Raw genomic sequence first — 22,879 nt, 5'->3', positions numbered from 1 at the left:
CTGATTCACTTGACCGCGGTGATGAAAGCGAAGGTCAGCAATTCTCCGCCATCGGCTTCAAGCATGGCGATTACGCCATCTTCCGTCGGCGCGTTCTTGGCCCGCTCCCAACGCAACCAATCCGCCCAGCCGCGCTCCTGAAACCTCGCCGACGTCACCGTGACGAGCTCGGTGATCGCCCACTGGAACCTCCACCAGTCAGCGGTGTGCCAGGCCATCGCCTCCCATCCGACACAGGTCCTGATGTGGTGCGGGATGTGGCCGATTTCCCGGACCTCCCGCCGCATCGCAGGCGTGGCGACACCGAGCTGCCCGCCAGGCTTCAGGAACCTGGTGATGTAGGCCAGATAGCCGTCCGCCGTGCCGAAATATTCATACGCATCAATGCTGATGATGGCGTCGAAGGACGCACGGTCAAAGGGAAGCGAGTGCGCTTCGGCCCGCACTGCCTCGACCCGGTCAGCTACGCCCGCGTCCTCGAACACGGCGGTGGCCGTTGCCGGATCAACCCAGAGGTCGACGGCCACCACATCGACATCGAACTCCCGGGCCAGGAACACGGACGTCGCGCCGCGACCGGAACCGAGGTCCAACACCCGCATGCCGGGCTCCAGCCGCAGGTCGCGGAGGAGATTCTCCATCAGCCAAAGCGGGTTCGGCCCCATGTCCAGAGCCAACAGCCACCCTGCATCGTACTTGGACGTGAGCGGGTAGAGGTCCGGCTGGTGGAGCTGATCTCTCATGGCATTGTCTCCCGCCAGGCCGCTGCCGCCCCTCCCAAAGGAGGATAGGCTCAGGCGTCAGGCCCCGTCCAAAGCGTAACGAATGTGCATGACGCAGGCGCCACGGGACCGGCAGGGCGCGGCGTCTTCACCCGTGGCTTTGAAGTCCACGCGGCGGAGGACGATGCCTGAGGCCGGATTGTCCGCCGCGCGGCCAGAAAGCAACCGCCGAACGCCGGCCTGCTCGAAGGCGAAGCTTGTGCTGGCGGCGGGGGCCGCCAGCCGGCGCCCTTCAGTCGAAGATGTCGAAGATCGAGGGGCGCTTCTTGCCATAGCCGCGGTGGCCGTATTCGCCGCGCTCGCCGTACTCCCCGCGTTCCCCACGCTCTCCGTATTCGCCGCGTTCGCCATAGCCGCCGGCCCATGGCTGCGGCGGGGCCTGGGGCGGCGGGGGCCGGTGCTGGGGCGCGGCCTGCTGCTGCGGCGGCGGGGCGGCGGCCTGGGCGCTGGCCTCCATCAGCTTTTCCAGTTCGCCGCGGTCGAGCCAGACGCCGCGGCAGGTGGGGCACATGTCGAACTGCACGCCCGCGCGGTCCACGGTCTGCATGGGGCTGTTGTCGTTGGGGCATAGGAGCAGGGGCATCGAGACTTCCTTCTGAACGACGGAGGCGCGACGGCGACTTAGGACCCTGCGACCTCACGTGCTGACGTGATGCGTCCGACATCGTGAGCGCCGGCCCTGGGGCGGCGCGTCACCAGAGGGGCCCGGTCCGCAGTGCAGAGATGGGCGAAGCCGCGGCCCTCGGCAAGGGCCTTGCCCTCGGCGCAGGCGATGCGAAAAAGGGGGCCGCCGCCGGCGGCAGGAGGCCAAGCGTGATCGTGTTGCCAGACGTCCTTGGCCCCGAAGACATCATGGCCGTCCGCCAGGGCCTGGAGGCCGCCCCCTTCCGTGACGGGCGGGCGACGGCTGGCGCAGCGGCCGAACAGGTGAAGTCCAACGCTCAGGCCCGGGGCGACGACCCCGGCGTCGCCGCCCTGGCCCGCCGGGTGCGGCTGGCGCTGGAAGCCCATCCCACCCTGCGGAGCCTGGTGCGGCCCACCCGCTGGTCGAGCCTGATCTTCTCGCGCTATGGGCCGGGCCAGCAGTACGGCCTGCATGTGGACAACGCCGGCATGTTCGACGCCTACGGCGCGCCGCTGCGCACCGATTTCAGCTTCACCCTGTTCCTCTCCGACCCGGAGACCTATGCCGGCGGCGACCTGATCATCCAGGATCTGTCGGGAGAGCGGGCGTTTCGGCCGGCGGCGGGCGCCGCCGTGGTCTATCCGACGGGCCATCTGCACCGGGTCGCGCCGGTGACCCAAGGCGAACGGCTGGCCTGCGTCGGCTGGGTGCAGAGCCTGATCCGGCGGGCCGATCAGCGGGAGCTGCTCTATGATCTGGAGCGCGCCCGAGCGGGCCTGGCGCCCGGCGGGGCGTCCCTGCTGATCGACAAGTCGATCGGCGGCCTGCTGCGCCTGTGGGGCGAGAACTAGGCGACCCCGCCTTGACGCCACGGCACACATTGGCTTGGCGACCAAAAACTGACAGGTCTTCCCCGTCGCATCGCCAATGTCTCCAAAGGTCCTCTCATGCAGTTTGACGACGTCATCCTCGGTCGCCGCAGCATCCGGGGCTACAAGCCCGATCCGGTGCCGAAGGCGCTGATCGAAGAGATCCTGCGCCTGGCCATGCGGGCGCCGTCGTCGATGAACACCCAGCCCTGGAACTTCTACGTCATCACCGGCGAGCCGCTGAACAGGATCCGGGCCGGCAATACCGAGCGGATGGTCGCCGGCGTCCCCCAGTCGCGGGAGTTTCGCACCGGCGAGGCCTTTGCAGGCCACCACCGCGACCGCCAGGTGGGCGTCGCCAAGCAGTTGTTCGCCGCCATGGGAATCGCCCGCGAGGACAAGGAGATGCGCCAGGACTGGGTGCTGCGCGGCTTCCGCCAGTTCGACGCGCCGGTCTGCATCATCGTCACCTATGACCGGGTGCTGGACGGCAGCGACGACACCCCCTTCGACTGCGGCGCGGTGACCACCGCCCTGGTCAACGCGGCCTGGTCCCGCGGCCTGGGCGCGGTGATCAACAGCCAGGGCATCATGCAGTCACCGGTGGTGCGCGAACACGCCGGCATCGCCGATGATCAGATCATCATGAAGAGCATCGCGCTCGGCTGGCCCGACGACACCTTCCCGGCCAATGCGGTGGTGTCGGAACGCAAGTCGGTGGAAGAGGCGACCACCTTCGTGGGCTTCGACGACTAGGCCTTGCCCGTACCCTGTCGGATCGCCCTGAGCTTCGACGTCCTTGGGCGCGAGGCGCCGCCGCATCGGCAGGCCAGAGCAGGATAGAACGAGCCATGGGCGAACTGATCCTCACGACCTTCGACTGGGCGCCGGAAGGTCCCCGGGGCTATGTGCGCGATCTGCGCATCCGATGGGCGCTGGAGGAGGCGCAGGCGCCCTATCGGGTCGAGGGCGTGCCGTTCAACGGACGCGACGCGGCGCATTTCGCCCACCAGCCGTTCGGACAGGTGCCTTGGCTGACCGACGGCGATCTCTCGATCTTCGAGAGCGGCGCGATCCTGATCCATCTGGGCGAGCAGAGCGCGGCGCTGATGCCGACGGACCTGGCCGGTCGGCGCAGCGTGCTGGAATGGACCTTTGCGGCGCTGAACTCCGTCGAGATGGCGAGCCTGCCCTGGACGATCTTCCAGTTTTCCGGCGAGACGGGGGACGCACCCGGCTGGAAGCGCCTGGACGCCTTTCTGACGGCGCGCCTGGACCATCTCGAGCCCGTCCTCGCCGGGCGCGAATGGCTCGCGGACGACTTCTCCATCGCCGACATCCTGATGGCCGACGTCCTGCGTCTGGTCGATCGCTTTGATGGGCTGGCCAAGCATCAGGCGTGCCGGGACTATGTCGCCCGGGCCACCCGCCGTCCGGCCTTCGTCAAGGCCCACGCCGACCAGATGGCGCACTTCGCCGCCGCCGACTGAGCCAGGTCAAACTGGCCGGGCGTAAGGGCCATCGCGCAGCCGATGACCTGGCAGGTCGTTGCGGGCGAGGGCTGGCGGGCTGAGCCTGGGGGTCTCGCAAGACCCCAGGAGAGCCCCATGACCCAACCCTCGCCCCTTCAGATCGTCCGCCCGTTCCTCAAGGCGCTGGAACAGCTGGACTATGAGGCTGCGATGATCTTCGTGGCCGACCGCTGTGAGTATGTGAATCCGCCGCCCCTGCCCGTGGCGCACGGGCCGGACGGCATGCGCAGCCTGTTGGAGCCCTTCTTTGCGCCGACCCTGCACAATGAGTTCAGGGTGTTGCGCGAGGCCGAGCACGGATCCAGCGTATTCATCGAGCGCCTGGACCGCCACCAGCTGGCCGACAGGTGGGTCGAGCTGCCGGTCACCGGCGTGTTCGAAATCCAGGACGGCAAGATCGTCTATTGGCGGGACTATTTCGACGCCGCAACCATCCTTTCGGTCTGGCCGGCCAGCTAGGCATCCTTCGCCTTGTGGAATCCCGCGGCATGTCGGAAAATTTCGGCTGCCGCGGGCGAGCGCCGCCTGCGCTCTTTTCAAAGAGCTTCCGCCCCATGACTTCGACGGACGACGCCCAAGAGGACGGTGGCGGTTTCGATGTGGACGACTGGGGACGCCTGACGGCGTTCACCGGCGCGGTGGCGACGCTGGACGACGTCCAGGCCAGGCGGGCGGTGTTTGCGCTGGGCGAGACCCGCGATCCCGCCGTCATCGACATGGAGCTGCCCCAGCCGGTCATCTGGTGGGAGGACGACGGGGCGCAGGCCGCCGTGGCCGTGCAGGCGGAGTCCCATGTGGGATCTGACGGCGAGACCATGGAGGTGCTGGGCCTGATCCTGCCGGATGGGGACTCGGCCGTCGCCCTGCTCGATGATGTGGACCTGGTGGACGACACCGACCCCACCTGGCGCGACCTGGTGGAAAACGCCGTCAGCCTCGATGAGGCGCAGGACCACTGAAAAATCTCGCCGCCAAAATTGTCGGCCCAGCAAGACGCGGATCGTCCTTCGAGAGACCAGCCGGAAACCTCCGGCCAGGATGTGCAGTCCAAAGGATGGGAGACGAGCGATGCGGGTGATGGTGTTTGTGAAGGCGACGGACGACAGCGAGGCTGGCGTCATGCCCCCCAGCGAACTGCTGGAAGAGATGGGCCGATTCAACGAGGCCCTGGCCGACGCCGGCATCCTGGTCTCGGGCGATGGCCTGAAGCCGACCTCCAAGGGCAAGCGGGTCAGGTTCGACGGGACCAGCCGCATCGTCATGGACGGCCCCTTCGCCGAGACCAACGAGGTGGTCGCCGGCTACTGGCTCTGGGAGGTCAAGGACATGGACGAGGCCGTGGCCTGGGTGAAGCGGTGCCCCAATCCGATGCCGGGGCCGAGCGAGATCGAAATCCGCCCCCTCTATGAGATGTCCGACTTCGACGAGATCATGACGCCAGAGGCCGCCGACGTGCATGGCCGCGTGGCGGCGAAGCTGGTGGGGGACTGAACAAGAGGCCGGCGCGGATCGGGCGGGCGAGGCCTCAGCTAGTTTGGGCGGCGGGGCTGAACCCGACCATCTGGGTGACGCCGTCTTCGAGCATCTCATAGCATTCGCAGACGATGCGCTTGAGACCCTCCCGGTCGGTGATCTTGATCCGGCCGCGCCCATTGGCGATCAGCCCCCGGGCCTGCAGGTCCTTGGCGATCGCCGTGACGGTGGTCCGCTGCACGCCCAGCATGATCGACAGGTGTTCCTGGGTCAGGGGCAGGATGTTCGATCCCAGGCGATCCTGCGACATCAGCAGCCAGCGGCACATGCGCTGCTCCGCGCCGTGGATGGCGTTGCAGGCCGTGGTCTGGGCCGACTGTATCAGCGAGGCCTGGGCGAAGCTGACAATATGGTTGACCAGGCTTGGGCTGCTCTGCGCCGCCTGGGCCAGAGCCGCGAGGGGCAGCTCATAGGCGTCGCCGGGCACCTGGGCGATCACACGCTCGTAGGACACGGGCGAGCCGAGGGCGTGCAAGAGGCCATAGCCGCCTTCGAAGCCGATGGTCCGGGTCTCCACCTCGCGGCCATCGCGCATGACGGCGATGACCGAGAGAATGCAATTCACCGGCAGAACGACCCGCTCGACCGGTCGGCCCTCGCAGGCCACGAGATCGTCCCGCGCCAAGCTTCTGGCGCGCAGCGCCGGCCCCAGAAGGGCGGCGTCGGCGCGACCCAGCGTGCTGAGAAAGCGGTTTTCGGGCATGGGTAGTCCTCCGGTCGTGAACCGGAACGCGTAGCTTCAAGCTTAAGTTCAGCCGTTCAGGACCTCAGGGCTTGAGCACCACCTTCACACAGCCGTCCGCCTTCCTGGAAAACAGGTCATACATCTCCGGCCCGCGACCGAGCGGCTCGGTGTGCGTGATCAGGAAGGTCGGGTCGATCTCGCCTTCATCCAGCCGACGCAGCAGGTCGTCGCTCCACCGGCGCACATGGGTCTGGCCGGTCCGCAGGGTCAGGCCCTTGTTCATCAACGCGCCCATGGGGATCATGTTGGACATGCCGCCGTAGACGCCGGGCACCGACACCGTGCCGGCGGCCTTGCAGGCCATGATCGCCTCACGCAGGGCGACCGGCCGTTCGGTCTCCAGCTTCAGGGCCGTCTGCGCCCGGTCGATCAGCTCCAGCAGGGGCGTGGGGCCGTGGGCCTCGATACCGACGGCGTCGATGCACTTTTCGGGACCATGGCCGCCGGTCATCTCCTTCAGGGTCGGCAGCACCTTCACCTGGCTGCGATCGATCATCTCGGCGCCCAGCTTGGCGGCCATGGCCAGCCGCTCGGGCACATCGTCGATGGCGATGACGCGGCGGGCGCCCTGGATGATGGCCGAAAGGATGGTGAACAGGCCTACGGGGCCACAGCCCCAGACCGCCACGGTATCGGTGGGCTGGATGTCGGCGAAGGCGGCCGCCTGCCAGCCCGTGGGCAGGATGTCGCTGAGGAACAGGTACTTCTCGTCGACACCGGCCTTGGGGATCTTGATCAGCGAGGTGGCCGCAAAGGGCGTTCGCAGATACTCCGCCTGGCCACCGGCATAGCCGCCGGTGATGTGCGAATAGCCGAACAGGCCAGCGGTCGTGTCGCCGAAGAAGGCCTTGGCCAGGTCGGCGTTGCGGTTGGTGGTCTGGCAGACCGAGTAGTTGCCAGCCTGGCATTGCTCGCAGACGCCGCAGGTCATCTGGAAGGGCACGACGACCCGGTCGCCGACCGAAAGGCCCTGGGCGCGGGCCTCGACGCCGACCTCCACCACCTCGCCCATGGACTCGTGGCCCATGACGTCGCCAGCGCACATGGTGGGCACAAAGCCGTTCATCAGGTGCAGGTCCGATCCACAGATGCAGGTGGACGTCACCCGGATCACCGCATCCCTGGGATCTTCGATGATCGGATCGGGGACCTCCTCGCAACGGAGGTCCTTCTTGCCTTGCCAGCAGATGGCTTTCATCGGCCGCCTCCAGAAACGCTGTTGCGTTGGACGTTGGACAGCCGCGCGGCGGCGATGGCGTCGAGGGCCGTGACCGCAAGGACGACACCCAGGGCCAGCCGGGCGTTGCCCCGCTTGGGGTTGCTGGGCCGGTTCAGCCAGGTCAGGACCCCGATATCGAAGAGGTCGCCGGCCACACGCGCCCAGAGCACGCCTGATCGCGTCGGATTGGAGAACAGGCTCATGCCGGTCGCCATCTCCCGGGTGCCGAACAGCAGTTGGGTCGTCTGATGCGGGGCCTGGACCCCCAGGAACCGGTTCACCGCCTTGGGGAAAAGCAGGCCCCAGACCCCCAGTCCAATGGCGTTCTGGCCGAGCATGAAGGACAGCTGGGGCGTCAGGGCCGGCCGGGCGCGCACCCGATCCGTCGTCAGCCGCATGCGGCCGCCGCCGGGGGTGGAGAATTCTGCGGACGGCGCCTTCGCCAGGGGCTTGCCGCCCATCCAGCGGCCGAAGCTGAGCGCATCGTGGGAGATGTGGCTGGCCTTGCGTCGCCAGTCGGCGGCTGGCGCGGTCGTCTGAGCACTGGGCAAGGAGGCCTCCTGTTGGTCTGCAGCCCCTAAGACCCGCCGCGGAGGGGTTTCGTTCCTTTGGCAGAGGTTGATGGGGCGCGGCGCGCCCTGCGGAACTGTCTGACCGTGGGCGAATTGGGTCATCGGGACCGGCGCCCGGCCCCGCTCAAACCGTGGAACGACCATGACCAAGTCACCGCTTCAGTCCGAAGGCCGCAAGGACAACGCCGCTCAACCCCTGGGCAAGCAGCCAGGTCTCGCCTCCGACCAGGAGGTCAGCCGCAACGGCGAGAAGTCGCGTCGCGCCGCCGGTCCCGATGGCCCCGACGCCACCGCCGTGGGCGACACGTTCAAGAAGAAGCCAAGCTGAGCCGCCGAAGGCTTCAGCCGCTATTTGAACATGCCCTCGCGCAGGTTCACCCCGTATTCCAGATAGGCCTTCAGGGCGCAGAGCATCTGCATCCAGCCCTGGCAATTGCCGTAGGAGGCCGCGAGGCCTTCCGGCGTCTCGCGCCAGCCCGATTCCGAAATGGTCACCAGGGTGCGCCCGTCCTCCAGCGCCTCGAAGGTCATGACCACGGTAGTGGGATAGGCGCCTTCGGCGTCTTCGGCGTCCCAGTTCAGCGTGATGCGGCTGTGGGGCTCGACCGACTTGACCTCCACGGGAAATGCGCCGGGGAAGTCGTGAAAGTCCCAGTAGACCGTAGCCCCCGTTTCGAGCCGCCCCTTGGCGCCGCCCGTGGTGAAATAGCCTGACAGCTTGGCCGGATCGGCCACCGCCTCGAACACTTCGGAGACCGGCCGCGCGATGCGCGCCGAGACCTTGAACTTCAAATCCATGCCTGAACTCCACAGCGCGCGCCATTGCGCGGCTCCAAATAATGTTATAATTTTATAACATGTCAATGGCGAGCGAATCAGACAAGGTTTTCAAGGCCCTGGCCTCTCCCGTCCGGCGAGAATTGCTGGATGCGCTGCGGGACAATCCCCGCACCACGGGGGACCTCTGCGCCCTCTTCCCCGCCCTGGATCGCTGCACCGTCATGCAACACCTCAAGGTGCTGGACGCCGCCGATCTGGTGATCGCCGAACGGCGGGGCCGCGAGCGGTGGAACCATCTCAACCCTATACCGATCAAGCACATCCAAGACCGATGGATCGGCGCCTATGCCGCCCAGGCGGTCGGCCTTCTTGATCGGCTGAAGCAGGATCTGGAAGCCTGAGGCGCGATCCTGCGCCATATGTCCGCCCAGCGAACTCACGGGGAGCGCCATGGACCACAAACCCATCGAAATCTTCATCGACGCTGACGCCTGCCCGGTGAAGGACGAAATCTACAAGGTCGCCCAGCGCTATGGGCTGAAGACCTGGGTGGTCTCCAACGCCTTCATGATGATCCCGACCTCGCCCCTGATCGCACGGGTGATCGTCGATGCAGGCCCCGACGTGGCCGATGACTGGATCGCCGAGCATGTGGCGCCGGGCGACGTGGCCATCACCAACGATATTCCCCTGGCCGAGCGCGTGCTGCAGGCGGGCGCCCACGCCATCGCGCCCAACGGCAAGCCGTTCACTGAGGACTCTATCGGCTCGGCCATCGCCCAGCGGGCCCTGATGGAACAGCTCCGCTCCACTGGCGACATCTATGGCGGCCCCAAGCCCTTCGACCGCAACGACCGCTCGCGCTTCCTCCAGGCCCTCGACACGGTGATCCAGAAGGAGCGCCGGCGGCGGGGGTGAAATCTGCTGGGATCTGTCGGCGAAAGCTCTGCGCGTTCGTCCTGGACCCGAGACCTGAATATGAAAAGGAGAAACCCATGCCCTATGTCGATGGCTTCGTGCTCGCCGTCCCCAAGGCCAATCTGGACGCCTACAAGGCGATGGCCACCCTGGCCGCCGAGGTCTGGATGGACCATGGCGCCCTGACCTATGTGGAATGCGTGGGCGAGGATGTGCCCATAGGCGAACTCACCTCGTTTCCCCGGGCGGTTCAGGCCACCGAGGACGAGGTCGTGATCTTTTCCTGGATCACCTATGAGTCCCGCGCCAGCCGCGACGCGGTCCTCGCCAAGGTCATGGCCGACCCGCGGATGGACCACGACCCGGCCAAGACGCCCTTCGACGGCAAGCGCATGATCTTCGGCGGCTTCGACTCGATAATCGTCCGCTAGCTGGACGCCTCAGGGCGACGGGTTCAGCACCGACTTCAGAAACTGGACCTCGGTGGTGCGCACGGCCTCCTGGTTGGACTTCTTGTGCACGCCGTGGCCCTCGTCCTTGGCCAGCACGTACCAGACCTCGGTGCCCTGGGCCCGAAGTCTGGCGACCATCTGCTCGGACTCCGAGGCCGGCACCCGGGGGTCGTTGGCGCCCTGATAGATCATCATCGGCTTCTTCATCCGATCGCTCATATTGATCGGGGCGATCTTCTCGAACACCGCGCGCATGGCGGGGTCGCGCTCATCGCCATATTCGGCCCGGCGCAGGTCGCGGCGATAGCCCTCGGTGTTCTCCAGGAAGGTGATGAAGTCGGAGATGCCGTAAAGGTCGATGACGCCTACGAGGCGGTCGTTGTAGTGGGCCGCCACAGCCAGCGCCATGTAGCCGCCATAGGACTGGCCGACCACGGCCACGCGGCTGGCGTCCAGGTCTGGCTGGGCGGCCACCCAGTCCAGCAGGGCGCCGATATCCTTGACGGAGTCCTCGCGCTTCTCGGCGTTGTCCAGGGAGAGGTAGGTCTTTCCGTATCCGGTCGAGCCGCGGACATTGGGGATGATCACGGCCGCGCCCAGCTCATTGACCCAGGACTGGCGGCGGGGATTGAAGCTGGGGAGTTCCTGGCCTTCCGGGCCGCCGTGAATCTGGATGACCACCGGCAGTTTCCCGCTGGCCCCTTGCGGGCGATAGATGAACGCCGGAATAGAGCGGTCGTCGAAGGTGGAATAGCGGAACAGCTCCGGCTCGACGAGCCGGGCCGGATCGAGGCCGCCGAGTTCGCTCTGGGTCCACCGGGTCAGGGCGCCGCTCGCCAGCTCATAGTCCCAGACGTCGCCGGACGCCGTGGAGGTCGACAGGCTGAGCCCCAGGCGCGCGCCGTCCTTGGAGAATTTCAGCGCCGTGAGGACGCCCTTGGGAAGGTCTGGCCCCGCCAGCAGGCGGCCGCTGGCCACGTCCCGCAGCAGCACCTTCGAATAGCCCTCCTGGTTGACCACATAGGCGATGGTCGAACCGTCCGGCGACAGATCAAAGCCCTCGGCGCCCCACTCGGCGTCCGGCGCCAGGTCGCGCATGGCGCCCGTGGCCAGGTCGAACACCACAGGTCGGGCGACCTCCGAGCCGTCGTCCGACAGGGTGATCACCGAAGCGCCGGCATTGGCGAATGCGCCGCCCTCGTAGAAGACCTGCCGGTCTGTCGGCCCCACCGGGGTCAGGCGGCCCGAGGCCACATCGAGAACGAACAGCTCCACGAAGGCGATGGAGTTGTAGCGGCTGATGAGGATGCGGCGCCCGTCGGCGGAGATCTCCAGGGGCGCCATGGCCCCCTCGCCTTCCAGGACCACCCGGCGGCCCTCCGGCGCGTTCGGATCGGCAATCATGATGTCGTAGTTCGGATCACCGGGCGTCACCTGGCTCCAGACCACCTGACGTCCATCCTTGGAGAAGACGAAGTCGCTGTTGCGCGTGCCCTCGGCGCTGAGCCGGGTCTCGCGGCCGTCCAGGTCGCGGAGGAAGCCCTGATAGTATTCCGAGCCGCCCTCGTCCCGGCGATAGACGAACCGCGCTGCGCCGGGCTGCACCTTGGCCGCGGTGATCGGCTCGTCGAAGAAGGTCAGCTGGGTGCGCGCCGCCCCGGGGGCGACCAGCCGGTGGATCTGCGAGGTCTCGCCGAACCGCGTCGAGATCAGCATCGAGCCGTCGGCCAGCCAGTCCTCGAATTCGGCCGCACGCACCTCGTAATAGGGCGAGATGATCGCCTGCAGCTCCGGCGAGGCGGCCGGCGCGCCCTCATAGACCAGCTGTCCGACCTCGCGGCGCTCGACCTGGGCCAGGGCGCTGCTCGCCATCAGCAGGGCCAGGCCCGTTCCGAGAAAGACTGTGCGCAACACCATGGCGAGACCCCTGAACAACCGAGGGGGGAGCCTTTCGTCTTGCGGCGGCGTCGTCAATGGCGGCTGAGCGACAAGATCACCGTGCGCGGCGCAGGGCGCATGGATGGCCGGGTCAAGCCCGACCATGACGGTGAGGAGAGGAGACTCACCGCGTCCTTCACCACCGCCGTCATGCTCGCCCTTGTGGCGAGCATCCCTCGTCGAGGCGGGCGCGCGCGTCGCGAGGAATCCTGGGCACAAGGCCCAGGATGAAGGTTGGGGCTGATCCGCCTCACCCCTTGGTGGGCACATAGACCTCGCCGCCGGTGGCGCGGAACTTCTCGCTCATCTCGGCCATGCCCTGGTCAGCCACTGCATTCTGGCCGCGGGCGGCCTCGCGGATGTCCTGGCTGATCTTCATCGAGCAGAATTTCGGGCCGCACATGGAGCAGAAGTGCGCCGTCTTGTGCGCCTCCTTGGGCATGGTCTCGTCGTGATAGAGGCGCGCCGTCTCCGGATCGAGGCCCAGGTTGAACTGGTCCTCCCAGCGGAATTCGAACCGCGCCCGCGACAGGGCGTCGTCCCAGGCCCGGGCCGAGGGGTGGCCCTTGGCCAGGTCGGCGGCGTGGGCGGCGATCTTGTAGGTGATCACCCCGTCCTTCACGTCCTTGCGGTCGGGCAGGCCCAGATGCTCCTTGGGCGTGACGTAGCAGAGCATGGCGGTGCCGAACCAGCCGATCATGGCCGCCCCGATGGCGCTGGTGATGTGGTCATAGCCCGGCGCCACGTCGGTGGTCAGCGGGCCGAGGGTATAGAAGGGCGCCTCGCCGCAGACGGCCAGCTGCTTGTCCATATTGGCCTTGATCTTGTGCATGGGCACGTGGCCCGGCCCCTCGATCATGGTCTGGACGCCGTACTTCCAGGCCACCTGGGTCAGCTCGCCCAGGGTCTCCAGCTCGGCGAACTGGGCCGCATCATTGGCGTCGGCGATGGAGCCGGGGCGCAGACCGTCGCCCAGGCTGAAGCTGATGTCATAGGCCCGCATGATCTCGCAGATGTCTTCAAAGTGCTCGTAGAGGAAGCTCTCGCGGTGGTGGGCCAGGCACCACTTGGCCATGATCGAGCCGCCACGGGAGACGATGCCGGTCACCCGATTGGCGGTGAGCGGCACATAGGGCAGGCGCACGCCGGCATGGATGGTGAAGTAGTCCACCCCCTGCTCGGCCTGCTCGATCAGGGTGTCGCGGAACACCTCCCAGTTCAGGTCCTCGGCGACGCCGTTCACCTTCTCCAGGGCCTGGTAGATGGGGACGGTGCCGATGGGCACGGGGCTGTTGCGGATGATCCAGTCGCGGATGTTGTGGATGTTGCGGCCGGTGGACAGGTCCATGACCGTGTCGGCGCCCCAGCGGATGGCCCACACCATCTTGTCCACCTCGTCGGCGACGGTGGAGAGCACCGCGGAGTTGCCGATATTGGCGTTGATCTTGACCAGGAAGTTGCGGCCGATGGCCATCGGCTCCAGCTCGGTATGGTTGATATTGGCCGGGATGATGGCCCGGCCGCGGGCCACCTCGTCGCGGACGAATTCCGGGGTCACCAGGTCCGGGATCGAGGCGCCGAAGTCCTCGCCGTCCCGGATGAAGGCCTCGCCCTCCTTGCGGCGCAGGTTCTCGCGGATAGCCACATATTCCATCTCCGGCGTGACGATGCCGCGGCGGGCATAGTCCATCTGGGTGACGCTGGCGCCGGGCCGGGCGCGGTAGATCCGGCGGGGCTGGCTGAACTCCGGCGCGAGATGGGCGCCGCGGGCGAAGCCGTTGTCCTCTGGCTTGACGTTGCGCGGCTCGGCGACGATCTCGACATCGCCGCGGGAGACCACCCAGGGCTCGCGGGTGCGCGGCAGGCCTTTGTCGATGTCGATGCTGGCGGCGGGATCGGTATAGGGACCCGACGGGTCATAGAGGGTCACCGGCGGCTCGCCGGCGCTCTCATGCACCGCCACCTCGCGGAACGGCACCCGGATGTCGGGCCAGAGCCGCCCAGCTTCATAGACCTTCTTGGAACCCGGCCGCTCCCCGGTGGGGATGGCGTCGGCTTCGAGGCTGGGGGTCAGGGGCTTGTTCATGGACCGTCTCTGTGAGGATGTCGGAAGTCAGGTTCAGGCGGGGGCCTGGCGGTATCCCACCAGGGTCAGCCAGACCCCGACGCCCACGGCGGCGAGGCCTCCGGCCACCACCAGCGGCGTCGAAGCGATGACGTTGTCGGCCAGGTCGAAGATGACGCTGGGGGCGAAGATCAGAAAAACCCCGCGCAGGGTCAGGAGCCAGATGGTGAGGCTGAGCGCGATCTCGGCGGGCGTGCGCCAGCGTTGATGAACCGCCATCAGGGCCAGGCCCGCCAGCACCAGCAGCATGCCGGTGACGAAGGTCAGGGCCGGATCGCCCTGGAAACCCCCCATCAGCGCCAGCAGATCGTCACGGCGCAGCACCGAGGCCGCGCCGGCCACGGCCAGGAACGGCCCGAGAATCCGGGCGGTCAGTCGTGTCGAATCCAGTACCCGCGCCATGGCGCTCTCCCTTCCCTTCGCCGGCATGACCCGGATCAGGTTCTACGGGTCGCGGGCTCACCCGCCTCTCAGCCGCTCAAGCGCGGCCCCCCGAGGACAGACCGAAGTCTAGTCGCGACCTCGCGTCGCGCCAAGGGGCGAGCCACGGCCCCGCTTTGGCCGCAATGGCTCGCAAAACCGGTATGGAACATCGGAACGGCCGCGGGGGTTGTGGGTGCAAGGAGTCATCATGACCATGAAACTGAACATCGCAGCGCCGGTTGGCGCCCTGGCCGCCCTTGCCCTGGCCGGCTGCGCGGCCAACACGCCGGGTCAACAGGCGGCCACGGGATCTGGCGTCATGGCGTCGGCCACGACGCCCGCGACGGAACGCGCCTGCTTCCGGGTCAGCGGCATTCGGGGCCAGAAGATCGTCGACCGCAGCACGGTCCTGTTCCGCACCAGCGTCGGGCCGCAGGACGTCTTCCGCATGGACATGCGCAACGCCTGCCTGAGCACGGTCAGCTCCGACCCGCTGGTGCTGATCCCCTCCGGCGGTTCCGACATCGTCTGCAATCGTATGGATCTGGACGTGAAGGTCGCCTCGCCGATCGGCGCGACGCCCTGCCTGATCAACGAGGTGCGCAAGCTGACCGTGGCCGAGGTCGCCGCCCTGCCGAACGATCAGCGCCCCTGATCGTCGGCGACCTCTATTCCAGCCGCCTCCAGGGCTGAGCGCAGGGGCGCCAGGCCCGGCCCATATCTGCGCCAGCGGCCGATCGAGCTGGAATAGATCGGGCTGCGCACCTGCACCGAGCTCGCCGTCGCCACCGGGGCGGCGTTCTCGTGGAACGCCAGGCAGCGTGGGTCGAAATCAAGGCCGCAGAAGTCGAGGATGCGCCGCGTCTCGCCCTCCTGATCGGCGACGAGGTCCTCATAGACGAGTTCGGTGAAGCAATCGGCGGGCAGGACGGCGCGCCAGTGGGCCACCAGCCGATCGAAGCCGACATAGTAGGTCCCGGTGTCGGCCAGGTCGTAGGCGTAGTCGTAATAGGAAAAGCCGGTGGCGAAGAGCTGCCGGTAGTTCGACAGGCAGGCGTCCATCGGATGACGCCGCAGGCAGATGATCCGCGCATTGGGCAGGGCCCGATGGATCAAGCCGGCATAGACGAAGTTCAGCGGCATCTTGTCGATGAACCGGGCCCCATCGGCCACCAGCGGCGCCACGCTCTGCAGATAGGCCGCGCCGGCCTTGCGCAGGTCGATCTCACCGGCCGCCTCGAGGGTCGTCTCGTCCAGCACGAAGGCGCCGGGCGAGCCGGTCATGCGCTTGAGGACCAGGCCGAAATTGGTCAGCTCCCCGGCCGAGGTCACTTCGGCGTGGCTCGACAGGATGCGGTCGACCAGGGTTGTGCCGGTGCGGGGCAGGCCGACCACGAAGATCGGCCGGTCCGACGGATCGCCGGCGGCGACATCGCCGGGCGCGAAGGTCGCCCTGGCCGCGGCGAAGAGGTCGGCGTCGGCGCGGGGGTCGTAGCCGATCTGCCGACGCTTGGCGGCCTTGGCCTTGATCAACCAGGCCAGCGCGGTCTCCGGCGCGCCCAGGTCCTCATGGGTCTTGGCCAGGGCGTGCCCCAGGTGCAGTCGCCGATCGGCGTCCTGGCCCGCGGCGGCGAACTGGGCCTCCAGCTCGGAGATGAAGTTGGCCTCAGGCGTCTGGCGGCGCAGCTGCACCCGCGACGACCAGGCCCGGTGCAGACTGGGATCGATGGCGAGCGCCTGGGCGTAGGCCGCCTCAGCGCCGTCGAAGTCGCCGGAAAACTGGCGTGAGGCCGCCAGATTGTAGGCGAAGCTGGCGTTCCGGGGCTCGCGGGCGAAGGCCCGCTCAAAGAAGCCGACGGCGCGCTCATGCAGGCCCGCCCGGCTGTAGACGACGCCCAGGGTGTCGAGGGTCAGGGCGTCGGCCGGGCCGCGTCCGGTGGCGACCTGGGCCTGGGTCAGGGCCTCGTCCCGGCAATTGAGGGCGATCAGGCAACGGGCCAGTTGGGCCGGCGCCCGGGGGTCGTCGAGGTCGAGCGACGCTGCACGTGCGAACAGCTCGGCGGCCTTGCCGGGATTGTCGTGGTCGGCCGCCAGCACCCCCAGCAGGAACCAGGCGCCAGCCGCGGCGGGGTCGATTGAGAGCGCCTCCATGCACAGGGCGTGGGCGGGCTCATAGGCCTTTTCGGCCATCAGGCGCTCGGCTCTGGAAAGCCGTTCGGCATTGGCCGAGGGGGGCGGTTGGCTCATGGGGCGCCGTCAAACCAATGCATACGCGCTCATATTTTCGTCATACTGAATAATTGCGTTCTGCGGCGCAACAACACGCTTGAGGCCCCGTCGCGGGCGTCCCCAGCCTGCCTATCAGCAAAGCCGAGGGGAACAATCATGCGTCTCAACCTTTCTCCGCGAGCCGCTCTGCTGACATCGATCAGCGTGCTCGCCGTCACTGTCGCCACCCCCACCATCGCCTCCGCTCAAGTCGAGGTCGAAGAGCTGATCATCACCGCCACCCGGCGGAACTCCACCGTCCAGGACGCCCCCATCAACATCGCCGCCGTCGGCGCGGTGGAGATGCAGAAGCAGGGCCTGACCGACCTTTCCGACGTCGCCAAATGGGTGCCCGGGATCCACATCGTCGACCAGGGCTCGCGCTCGGACAACCGCATCATCGTGCGCGGCCTGAACGCCGACCCCCTGGGCTCGGATGAGGGCGTCACCGCAGGCGGCGGCACGGTCGCCACCTATGTGGGGGAAATTCCGCTCTATGTAGACCTGAGGACCAACGACCTCGAGCGGGTGGAAATCCTGCTGGGCCCGCAGGGCACGCTCTATGGCGCCGGCACCCTGGGGGGCGCCATCCGCTACATCCCCAACAGGCCGGACTTCACCGCTCCGATGATGGAGGTCCGCGCCGACGCCTATCAGTACAGCGAGGCCGCCTCGCTCTCGGGCGATTTCGGCGTCACCTTCAATGCGCCGCTCAGCGACACCTTCGCCCTGCGGGCCTCCTTTGACCGGCTGCAGGACAGCGGCTTCGTCGACTACAATTTCCTGGTTCAGCGGCCGGGCATCTCCGATCCCGATCCGGATTTCAGCGACCCCAGCGCCGTGGCGCAGAACCTGAAACACGAGAAGGACGCGAACTACGAAGACGTCACCTCGGGGCGTCTGGCGGCACGTTGGGCCCCGACCGACTGGCTGGACGGCACCCTGACCTATCACTTCCAGGACAAGGACGTCGGCGCCCGCCAGGTCAGCCATCGCCGCAGCACGCTCGCGACGGGAGACTACGAAGCCGCCGGCCGCGTGCTGGAGCCCAACGAGCGCTGGAACGAGCTGCTGGCCCTGGAGGTCACCGCCGACCTGGGCTTCGCTCAGCTGACCTCGTCCACCGGCAAGTCGCGCTATACTGAACGGGGCCAGCGCGACCAGACCGACCTGCTGATCAGCCTGGAATACAGCTACGAAGCCTTCCCGACCTTCACCGCCTATACCCAGGAAGAGGCGGGCCAGCAGGTCCTGAGCCAGGAGGTGCGGCTGGTCTCGGACCACGAGGGCCCATTCAGCTGGATCCTTGGCGGCTTTTACTACGAACTCGACTCCAATTCCTCGAGCAAGGAGTTCACGCCGGGCTATGCCGAGTGGCTGGGTGGCAATCGGCCGGATGCGCTGGAATACTACAACGTCAACCTCAACGACCTGAAAGAGCAGGCCATCTATGGCGAGGTCTCCTACGAGATCACGCCGGCCTGGCAGGTGACGGTCGGAGCGCGTCGCTATTCCTACGAGCTTGAGACCTTCCAGGCCGTCGATTTCCCGCTGCTCAACAGCGTGTTCTTCGGCGCCGGCCCCGACGAGATCAACCTCGCCTTCGAGCCCGGCGGCCAGGAGGACGACGGCTGGCTCTACAAGTTCAACACCTCCTACCAGTTCACCGACGACATTCTCGGCTACCTGACGGTCAGCGAAGGGTATCGGATCGGCAATTCCAACGGCGTCGGTCCCTGCCCTGATCCGCTGCCCACCAACCAGATCAGCTGCGCCCTGCCCAACGAGCTCGCCTATCAGCCCGACAAGACCCTGAACTACGAGGTCGGCCTGAAGACCCAGCTGTTCGACAACCGCCTGACCCTCAACGGCTCGGCCTATTTCATCGAATGGAGCGACCCCCAGGTCTCCTCGGCCACCGAGAACGGTCTGATCCCGATCACCAAGAACGGCTCGGCGGCCGAGTCCAAGGGCGTCGAGATCAATTTCATCGGCCAGGTCACCGGCGATCTGACCGTTCGCGGGAGCTATTCCTACAACACCTCCGAGCTCACCGAGGTGACGCCGAACCTGGTGCCGCGCTTCAATCCGCCGGGCTTCCAGAGCACCATCACCTATGAAGACGGCATGCCGGGCGATCGCCTGCCGGGCTCGCCGGAGCACCAGGGCAGCCTGTTCATCGACTATGAGCGGCCGCTGGCCAATGGCATGAACTTCGGCGTCAATTATGGCGTCACGGCCCTTGGCGACGTCCTGACCCGGACCGGCGGCCGGGCCGAAAGCCTGACCCTGGAGGGCTATCAGGTGCACAACGCCGCGGTGTCGCTCAGCACCGACGCCTGGACCGCCACCCTCTATGTGAAGAACCTGTTCAACGAGTTCGCCGAAACCGGCGCCCGGGCCACCAGCCAGTACAACCAGCCGGTCTTCGACGGGGACGGCGACCCGGTCTATGTGCGCAGCTACTACACCTATGTCCTGCCGCCCCGGGCCATCGGGGTGCGCTTCACCCGCAAGTTCGGCGGCTAACCATGCTGAAAGGCGGTCAAGGCTGACGCTGGGTCGTTGTTGACGGCGCCCTGCACATGAGCGTCCCCTGGGCGAAAGGCCGCAGCCTGCGGCCCGCAAGCCTGGGGGACGTCACTTGACCATCGAACTCGTCATGCTGGCCTGGACACTGGTCCTGGCCTTTGTCCAGATCCTGCTCTTCGACATGGCCCGCACCTCGCAGTACGGGCTGAAGTGGAACACCGGCGCCCGGGACGAGGAGATGCCGCCCCTCAATCCCCGCGCCAACCGGCTTCAGCGGGCCCAGGCCAATCTGTTCGAGACCCTGCCCCTGTTCATCGGCGCGGTGCTGATCGTCCATGTCACCGGGCGGGCCTCGGAGCTGACCGCCATCGGGGCGCAGGGCTATTTCTGGGCGCGGGTCGCCTATGTGCCGCTCTACGCCTTCGGGGTCCGTGGCCTTCGCTCCCTGGCCTGGCTGGTCAGCATCGTCGGGCTCGGGCTGGTGGCCGCGCCGATCCTGATCCCCTGACCCGCGCTCCGGCCGGTTTGACCCGGCGGGGCGCAGACGGACGGGGAGGCCCGTGCTAGGGCAGGCGCCAGTTCATCGAGGAGCCCGATCATGCACTTGGCCCGTTTCCCCCGCGCCCGCTTCGCCCACCTGCCCACCCCGCTGGAGGGCGCGCCCCGCCTGGGCGAGGCGCTGGGGGGCCTGAGCCTTTTCATCAAGCGCGACGACGCCACGGGCCTGGCCGGTGGCGGCAACAAGACCCGCAAGCTGGAGTTCCTGGTCGGCGAGGCCCGCGCCCGCGGCGCCGACACCCTGGTCACCCAGGGCGCCATCCAGTCCAACCACGTCCGCCAGACCGCCGCGGCGGCGGCGCGGATGGGCATGGCCTGCGAGATCATCCTGGAGGCCCGCACGGGCTCCGAGGCCGCCGACTACAACGGCTCGGGCAACGTCCTGCTCGACCGCCTGCTGGGCGCTCAGATCCGCACTGTGCCCGGCGGCAGCGACATGAACGCCGCCCTGGAGGAAACCGCCCAGGCCGTGCGCGACCGCGGCGGCCGGCCCTACGTCATCCCCGGCGGCGGCTCCAACGCCGTGGGCGCGCTGGGCTACGCCGACTGCGCCCGGGAGCTGGTGGTTCAGGCCGACGCCATGGGCCTGAAGATCGACCGCATCGTCACCGCCACCGGCAGCGCCGGCACTCAGGCGGGTCTCGTGGCGGGCCTGGCGGTGATCGGCGCCGACATTCCGGTCCTGGGGATCGGCGTGCGTGCGCCCCAGGCGATGCAGGAGGCCAATGTGTTCAAGCTGGCCCAGGAAACCTGCGTCCTGCTGGGCCAGGAGGGCCGTGTGACCCGTGAGATGGTGGCGGCCAATTGCGACTATGTGGGCGCGGGCTATGGCCTGATCGACCAGGCGGTGATCGACGCCCTGAAGCTGGCCGCCCGCACCGAGGCCCTGATCCTCGACCCCGTCTATAGCGGCAAGGCCATGAAGGGGCTGATCGACCTCTGCGCCCAGGGCGCCTTCAAGGGCGAGACCGTGGTCTTCCTGCACACCGGCGGCGCCCAGGGCCTGTTCGGCTACCAGAGCGAACTGGAAGGCAAGCTGGCATGAGCCTGATCCTCGGCGTGCTCGGCGGCATGGGACCGGCCGCCACCCTGGACTTTCTGGCCAAGCTGCAGGCCTACACCCCGGCCGAACGGGATCAGGATCATATCCGCGTCCTGATGGACCTGAACCCTCAGGTGCCCGACCGCAATGTGCCCGGCGCGGGCGCAGGACCGGTTCTGGCCGAGATGGCCGGCGGCCTGGCCGGCGGCGGGGCCGAGGTGCTGGCCATGCCCTGCAACACCGCCCACGCCCATGCCGACCTGATCGCCCGCGCCAGCGGCCTGCCGCTGATCGACATGATCGGCGGCGCAGCCAAGGCCGCCGCCGACACCGGCGCGCACCGCGTGGGCGTGCTGGGCACCAAGGGGGCGCTGAAGCTCTATCGCGAATATCTGGCCGCCCGCGGCCTGGGCCTGGTGACCCTGGGTGGCGAGCGGCAGGAGGCTTTCATGGCCCTGCTCTATCGCATCAAGGGCGGGGACCTCTCGGCCCGCATCCGGGCCGAGATGGCCGGCATGGCGGGCGAACTGGTGGCCGAGGGCGCCGAAACCCTGATCGCCGGCTGCACAGAGGCGCCCCTGGTGCTCTCACCCGACGACGTCCAGGTGCCGTTTCTCGACGCCGGCGACCTTTTGGCCCGCCGCTGCGTCGACATCTGTCTCGAGTTGGAGCCGCCGCCGCCGATCTGAGGCGACCGCCTACAGCCGGGCGGCGCTGAAGGTATCGCAGGCGTTGGGGTCGCCGGTTTCGGCGCCGGTCCTGAACCAGGCCATGCGCTGGGCGCTGGAGCCATGGGTGAAGGCGTCGGGCACGACCTTGCCCCGGCTCTGCTTCTGCAGGGTGTCGTCGCCGATGGCCGAGGCCGCGGCCAGCCCCTGGGCGATATCGTCGGGCCCCAGCGCCACCGCACCGCCCGAGGCGCGCTCGGCCCGGGCCGCCCACACGCCGGCATAGCAGTCGGCCTGCAGTTCCAGGCGCACCGCCCCGCTTTCGGCGCCTTGCGACCCCAGGCGCTGGGCCTTGTCCATCTGGCCGGTCAGGTTCTGGACATGGTGGGCGATCTCGTGGGCGATCACATAGGCCCGGGCGGCTTCACCCTCGGCGCCGAAGCGGTTCTCCAGATCATCCCAGAAGGACAGGTCGAGATAGACCATGCGGTCGGCCGGGCAATAGAAGGGCCCCATGGCCGCCTGCCCGGTCCCGCACCGGGTGTTTGTGGCCTGTTCGTAGAGGACCACGGCGGCCGGCGGCTCATAGGTCTGGCCCGCCTGGGCGAAGACCTCGGTCCAGACCTCGGCGGTGGAGGTTTCGATGACATCGACGAACTGGCCAGCTTCATCATCGGGCGCGCCGCGTACGCCAGAACTCTTCGCGGCTGGCGCCCCCGCGCCATTCACGACGCTAAGCGTGGTGTTGGGATCGATCCCGAAGACAAAATAGCCGATCAGCGCGAGAACGACGCCGCCAACCCCCAGCCCGCCGGCCACCGGTCCCATGCCCCGGCGATCGCTGATATTTCCAGAACGCCGTCCGCCCCGCCAACGCATGTGATCGTCTCCGAATTGTCTTCAAGCGCGACCATGACCTGATCGCGGACGCGCGCCTACTTGGAACCGTCCAGGATCGCCTTCACCCGCGCATTGGACGCCTCCAGCCGGGCGTCCGGGGTGGTGGGCAGATCCAGGGCGGGTTGTTTGGCGACCTCCTCCGCCGGCCGAGGCAGGATCGCCGGAACAGCCGGCGCCTGGCGCTGGGCGCGCAGGCTGTCGAGCGCCTGGTCTGTCTGGACCTGGGCGCTCAGGGCGTTGAACTCGTTCTCCAGAGCCCCCGCGCGCTGGCGGTCCATCTGCTGCTGAGCCTGAAGAACGCCAAGCTGATGGTCATGATAGGCGTTCTGGGCGCCAGCCGGCGCGGCCGATGCCATGCCGGCGAGCGCGAAGGCGGAGGCGAACGTGGCCATGCGCAT

27 protein-coding genes and 1 riboswitch are annotated in these 22,879 nt (G+C 67.7%); of the genes, 15 read left to right on the top strand and 12 right to left on the bottom strand.

Going from position 1 to position 22,879, the window contains the following annotated elements:
• Positions 1-5 precede the first annotated feature (5 nt).
• Together Q8L83_RS08560 and Q8L83_RS08555 are read right to left on the bottom strand one after the other, a co-directional pair.
• Positions 6-743 (bottom strand): cyclopropane-fatty-acyl-phospholipid synthase family protein, encoded by a 738-nt coding sequence (locus Q8L83_RS08560; RefSeq protein ID WP_305286000.1) that lies wholly within the window; start codon positions 741-743, stop codon positions 6-8.
• Between the two features lie 271 nt (positions 744-1,014).
• The gene (locus tag Q8L83_RS08555; protein WP_305285998.1) at positions 1,015-1,365 is read right to left on the bottom strand and encodes a zf-TFIIB domain-containing protein; all 351 of its coding nucleotides are present in this window, start codon (positions 1,363-1,365) and stop codon (positions 1,015-1,017) included.
• Positions 1,366-1,595: 230 nt separating this feature from the next.
• Here Q8L83_RS08555 and Q8L83_RS08550 point away from each other — a divergent pair, with 230 nt between their 5' ends.
• From Q8L83_RS08550 to Q8L83_RS08525, 6 genes are all read left to right on the top strand, one after another.
• The gene (locus tag Q8L83_RS08550) at positions 1,596-2,258 is read left to right on the top strand and encodes a Fe2+-dependent dioxygenase (RefSeq protein WP_305285996.1); all 663 of its coding nucleotides are present in this window, start codon (positions 1,596-1,598) and stop codon (positions 2,256-2,258) included.
• Positions 2,259-2,354: 96 nt separating this feature from the next.
• Positions 2,355-3,032 carry a nitroreductase gene (locus tag Q8L83_RS08545; protein ID WP_305285994.1) on the top strand — a complete coding sequence of 226 codons (678 nt, stop codon included), beginning with the start codon at positions 2,355-2,357 and terminating at the stop codon, positions 3,030-3,032.
• A 95-nt stretch (positions 3,033-3,127) separates the two neighbouring features.
• Positions 3,128-3,766: a glutathione S-transferase family protein gene (locus tag Q8L83_RS08540; RefSeq protein ID WP_305285993.1), complete on the top strand. Its 639-nt coding sequence runs from the start codon at positions 3,128-3,130 to the stop codon at positions 3,764-3,766.
• A 117-nt stretch (positions 3,767-3,883) separates the two neighbouring features.
• The gene (locus Q8L83_RS08535; RefSeq protein WP_305285992.1) at positions 3,884-4,267 is read left to right on the top strand and encodes a limonene-1,2-epoxide hydrolase family protein; all 384 of its coding nucleotides are present in this window, start codon (positions 3,884-3,886) and stop codon (positions 4,265-4,267) included.
• A gap of 95 nt (positions 4,268-4,362) precedes the next feature.
• Positions 4,363-4,767 (top strand): hypothetical protein, encoded by a 405-nt coding sequence (locus Q8L83_RS08530; RefSeq protein ID WP_305285991.1) that lies wholly within the window; start codon positions 4,363-4,365, stop codon positions 4,765-4,767.
• 109 nt (positions 4,768-4,876) lie between these two features.
• A complete protein-coding gene (locus tag Q8L83_RS08525) occupies positions 4,877-5,299 on the top strand; it encodes a YciI family protein (RefSeq protein ID WP_305285990.1) in 423 nt (140 codons plus the stop codon).
• Positions 5,300-5,333: 34 nt separating this feature from the next.
• Here the strand turns inward: Q8L83_RS08525 and Q8L83_RS08520 are convergent, their stop codons facing one another.
• From Q8L83_RS08520 to Q8L83_RS08510, 3 genes are all read right to left on the bottom strand, one after another.
• On the bottom strand, positions 5,334-6,044 hold the full coding sequence (locus Q8L83_RS08520) for a Crp/Fnr family transcriptional regulator (RefSeq protein ID WP_305285989.1): 711 nt from the start codon (positions 6,042-6,044) through the stop codon (positions 5,334-5,336).
• 64 nt (positions 6,045-6,108) lie between these two features.
• Positions 6,109-7,284, bottom strand: coding sequence for a zinc-dependent alcohol dehydrogenase (locus Q8L83_RS08515; protein ID WP_305285988.1), 1,176 nt, complete (start codon positions 7,282-7,284; stop codon positions 6,109-6,111).
• A complete protein-coding gene (locus Q8L83_RS08510; RefSeq protein WP_305285987.1) occupies positions 7,281-7,856 on the bottom strand; it encodes a hypothetical protein in 576 nt (191 codons plus the stop codon). Before Q8L83_RS08510 ends, Q8L83_RS08515 begins: the two co-directional genes overlap by 4 nt.
• Before the next feature lie 163 nt (positions 7,857-8,019).
• Between Q8L83_RS08510 and Q8L83_RS08505 the strand changes: the two genes are divergently transcribed.
• Positions 8,020-8,205, top strand: a complete 186-nt coding sequence (locus Q8L83_RS08505; protein ID WP_305285986.1) for a hypothetical protein — start codon at positions 8,020-8,022, stop codon at positions 8,203-8,205.
• Positions 8,206-8,225: 20 nt separating this feature from the next.
• Here the strand turns inward: Q8L83_RS08505 and Q8L83_RS08500 are convergent, their stop codons facing one another.
• On the bottom strand, positions 8,226-8,675 hold the full coding sequence (locus tag Q8L83_RS08500) for an SRPBCC family protein (protein WP_305285985.1): 450 nt from the start codon (positions 8,673-8,675) through the stop codon (positions 8,226-8,228).
• 65 nt (positions 8,676-8,740) lie between these two features.
• Here Q8L83_RS08500 and Q8L83_RS08495 point away from each other — a divergent pair, with 65 nt between their 5' ends.
• The 3 genes from Q8L83_RS08495 (at position 8,741) to Q8L83_RS08485 (ending at position 10,006) form a co-directional block, all read left to right on the top strand.
• Positions 8,741-9,058 carry a helix-turn-helix transcriptional regulator gene (locus Q8L83_RS08495; RefSeq protein WP_305285984.1) on the top strand — a complete coding sequence of 106 codons (318 nt, stop codon included), beginning with the start codon at positions 8,741-8,743 and terminating at the stop codon, positions 9,056-9,058.
• A 49-nt stretch (positions 9,059-9,107) separates the two neighbouring features.
• Complete coding sequence (locus tag Q8L83_RS08490) at positions 9,108-9,575, top strand: YaiI/YqxD family protein (protein WP_305285983.1); 468 nt, start codon at positions 9,108-9,110, stop codon at positions 9,573-9,575.
• A 77-nt stretch (positions 9,576-9,652) separates the two neighbouring features.
• Entirely contained in the window at positions 9,653-10,006 is a 354-nt protein-coding gene (locus tag Q8L83_RS08485; RefSeq protein ID WP_305285981.1) for a DUF1428 domain-containing protein, read from the top strand.
• A 9-nt stretch (positions 10,007-10,015) separates the two neighbouring features.
• Here Q8L83_RS08485 and Q8L83_RS08480 read toward each other — a convergent pair whose 3' ends face one another.
• The 3 genes from Q8L83_RS08480 to Q8L83_RS08470 form a co-directional block, all read right to left on the bottom strand.
• Positions 10,016-11,944 (bottom strand): alpha/beta fold hydrolase, encoded by a 1,929-nt coding sequence (locus Q8L83_RS08480; protein WP_305285979.1) that lies wholly within the window; start codon positions 11,942-11,944, stop codon positions 10,016-10,018.
• Positions 11,945-12,215: 271 nt separating this feature from the next.
• Positions 12,216-14,051, bottom strand: a complete 1,836-nt coding sequence (gene thiC / locus Q8L83_RS08475) for a phosphomethylpyrimidine synthase ThiC (RefSeq protein ID WP_305285977.1) — start codon at positions 14,049-14,051, stop codon at positions 12,216-12,218.
• Positions 14,052-14,084: 33 nt separating this feature from the next.
• Positions 14,085-14,492 (bottom strand): hypothetical protein, encoded by a 408-nt coding sequence (locus Q8L83_RS08470; protein WP_305285975.1) that lies wholly within the window; start codon positions 14,490-14,492, stop codon positions 14,085-14,087.
• Positions 14,488-14,595, bottom strand: a riboswitch (TPP riboswitch). It overlaps the preceding gene by 5 nt.
• 126 nt (positions 14,596-14,721) lie before the next feature.
• Between Q8L83_RS08470 and Q8L83_RS08465 the strand changes: the two genes are divergently transcribed.
• Positions 14,722-15,168: a DUF6491 family protein gene (locus Q8L83_RS08465; RefSeq protein ID WP_305285973.1), complete on the top strand. Its 447-nt coding sequence runs from the start codon at positions 14,722-14,724 to the stop codon at positions 15,166-15,168.
• Here Q8L83_RS08465 and Q8L83_RS08460 read toward each other — a convergent pair.
• A complete protein-coding gene (locus Q8L83_RS08460) occupies positions 15,156-16,760 on the bottom strand; it encodes a tetratricopeptide repeat-containing sulfotransferase family protein (protein WP_305285971.1) in 1,605 nt (534 codons plus the stop codon). The two genes, Q8L83_RS08465 and Q8L83_RS08460, sit on opposite strands and share 13 nt — an antisense overlap.
• Positions 16,761-16,898: 138 nt before the next feature.
• Between Q8L83_RS08460 and Q8L83_RS08455 the strand changes: the two genes are divergently transcribed.
• From Q8L83_RS08455 to Q8L83_RS08440, 4 genes are all read left to right on the top strand, one after another.
• The gene (locus Q8L83_RS08455) at positions 16,899-19,310 is read left to right on the top strand and encodes a TonB-dependent receptor (protein WP_305285969.1); all 2,412 of its coding nucleotides are present in this window, start codon (positions 16,899-16,901) and stop codon (positions 19,308-19,310) included.
• Between the two features lie 115 nt (positions 19,311-19,425).
• Positions 19,426-19,821, top strand: a complete 396-nt coding sequence (locus Q8L83_RS08450) for an MAPEG family protein (RefSeq protein ID WP_305285967.1) — start codon at positions 19,426-19,428, stop codon at positions 19,819-19,821.
• A 90-nt stretch (positions 19,822-19,911) separates the two neighbouring features.
• Positions 19,912-20,916 (top strand): D-cysteine desulfhydrase, encoded by a 1,005-nt coding sequence (locus tag Q8L83_RS08445; RefSeq protein WP_305285965.1) that lies wholly within the window; start codon positions 19,912-19,914, stop codon positions 20,914-20,916.
• Positions 20,913-21,602, top strand: coding sequence for an aspartate/glutamate racemase family protein (locus tag Q8L83_RS08440; protein WP_305285963.1), 690 nt, complete (start codon positions 20,913-20,915; stop codon positions 21,600-21,602). The genes Q8L83_RS08445 and Q8L83_RS08440 overlap by 4 nt, the downstream gene beginning before the upstream one ends.
• Before the next feature lie 9 nt (positions 21,603-21,611).
• On the opposite strand, the gene Q8L83_RS08435 is transcribed toward Q8L83_RS08440, so the two are convergent.
• Positions 21,612-22,460, bottom strand: coding sequence for a neutral zinc metallopeptidase (locus Q8L83_RS08435; RefSeq protein WP_305285962.1), 849 nt, complete (start codon positions 22,458-22,460; stop codon positions 21,612-21,614).
• Between the two features lie 56 nt (positions 22,461-22,516).
• Positions 22,517-22,879, bottom strand: a complete 363-nt coding sequence (locus tag Q8L83_RS08430; RefSeq protein ID WP_305285960.1) for a hypothetical protein — start codon at positions 22,877-22,879, stop codon at positions 22,517-22,519.

Source organism: Phenylobacterium sp., from assembly GCF_030680185.1.
Lineage (GTDB): Bacteria > Pseudomonadota > Alphaproteobacteria > Caulobacterales > Caulobacteraceae > Phenylobacterium.
The sequence above is the reverse complement of the archived record's forward strand: the minus strand, read 5'-3'. Positions and strand labels throughout refer to the sequence as shown.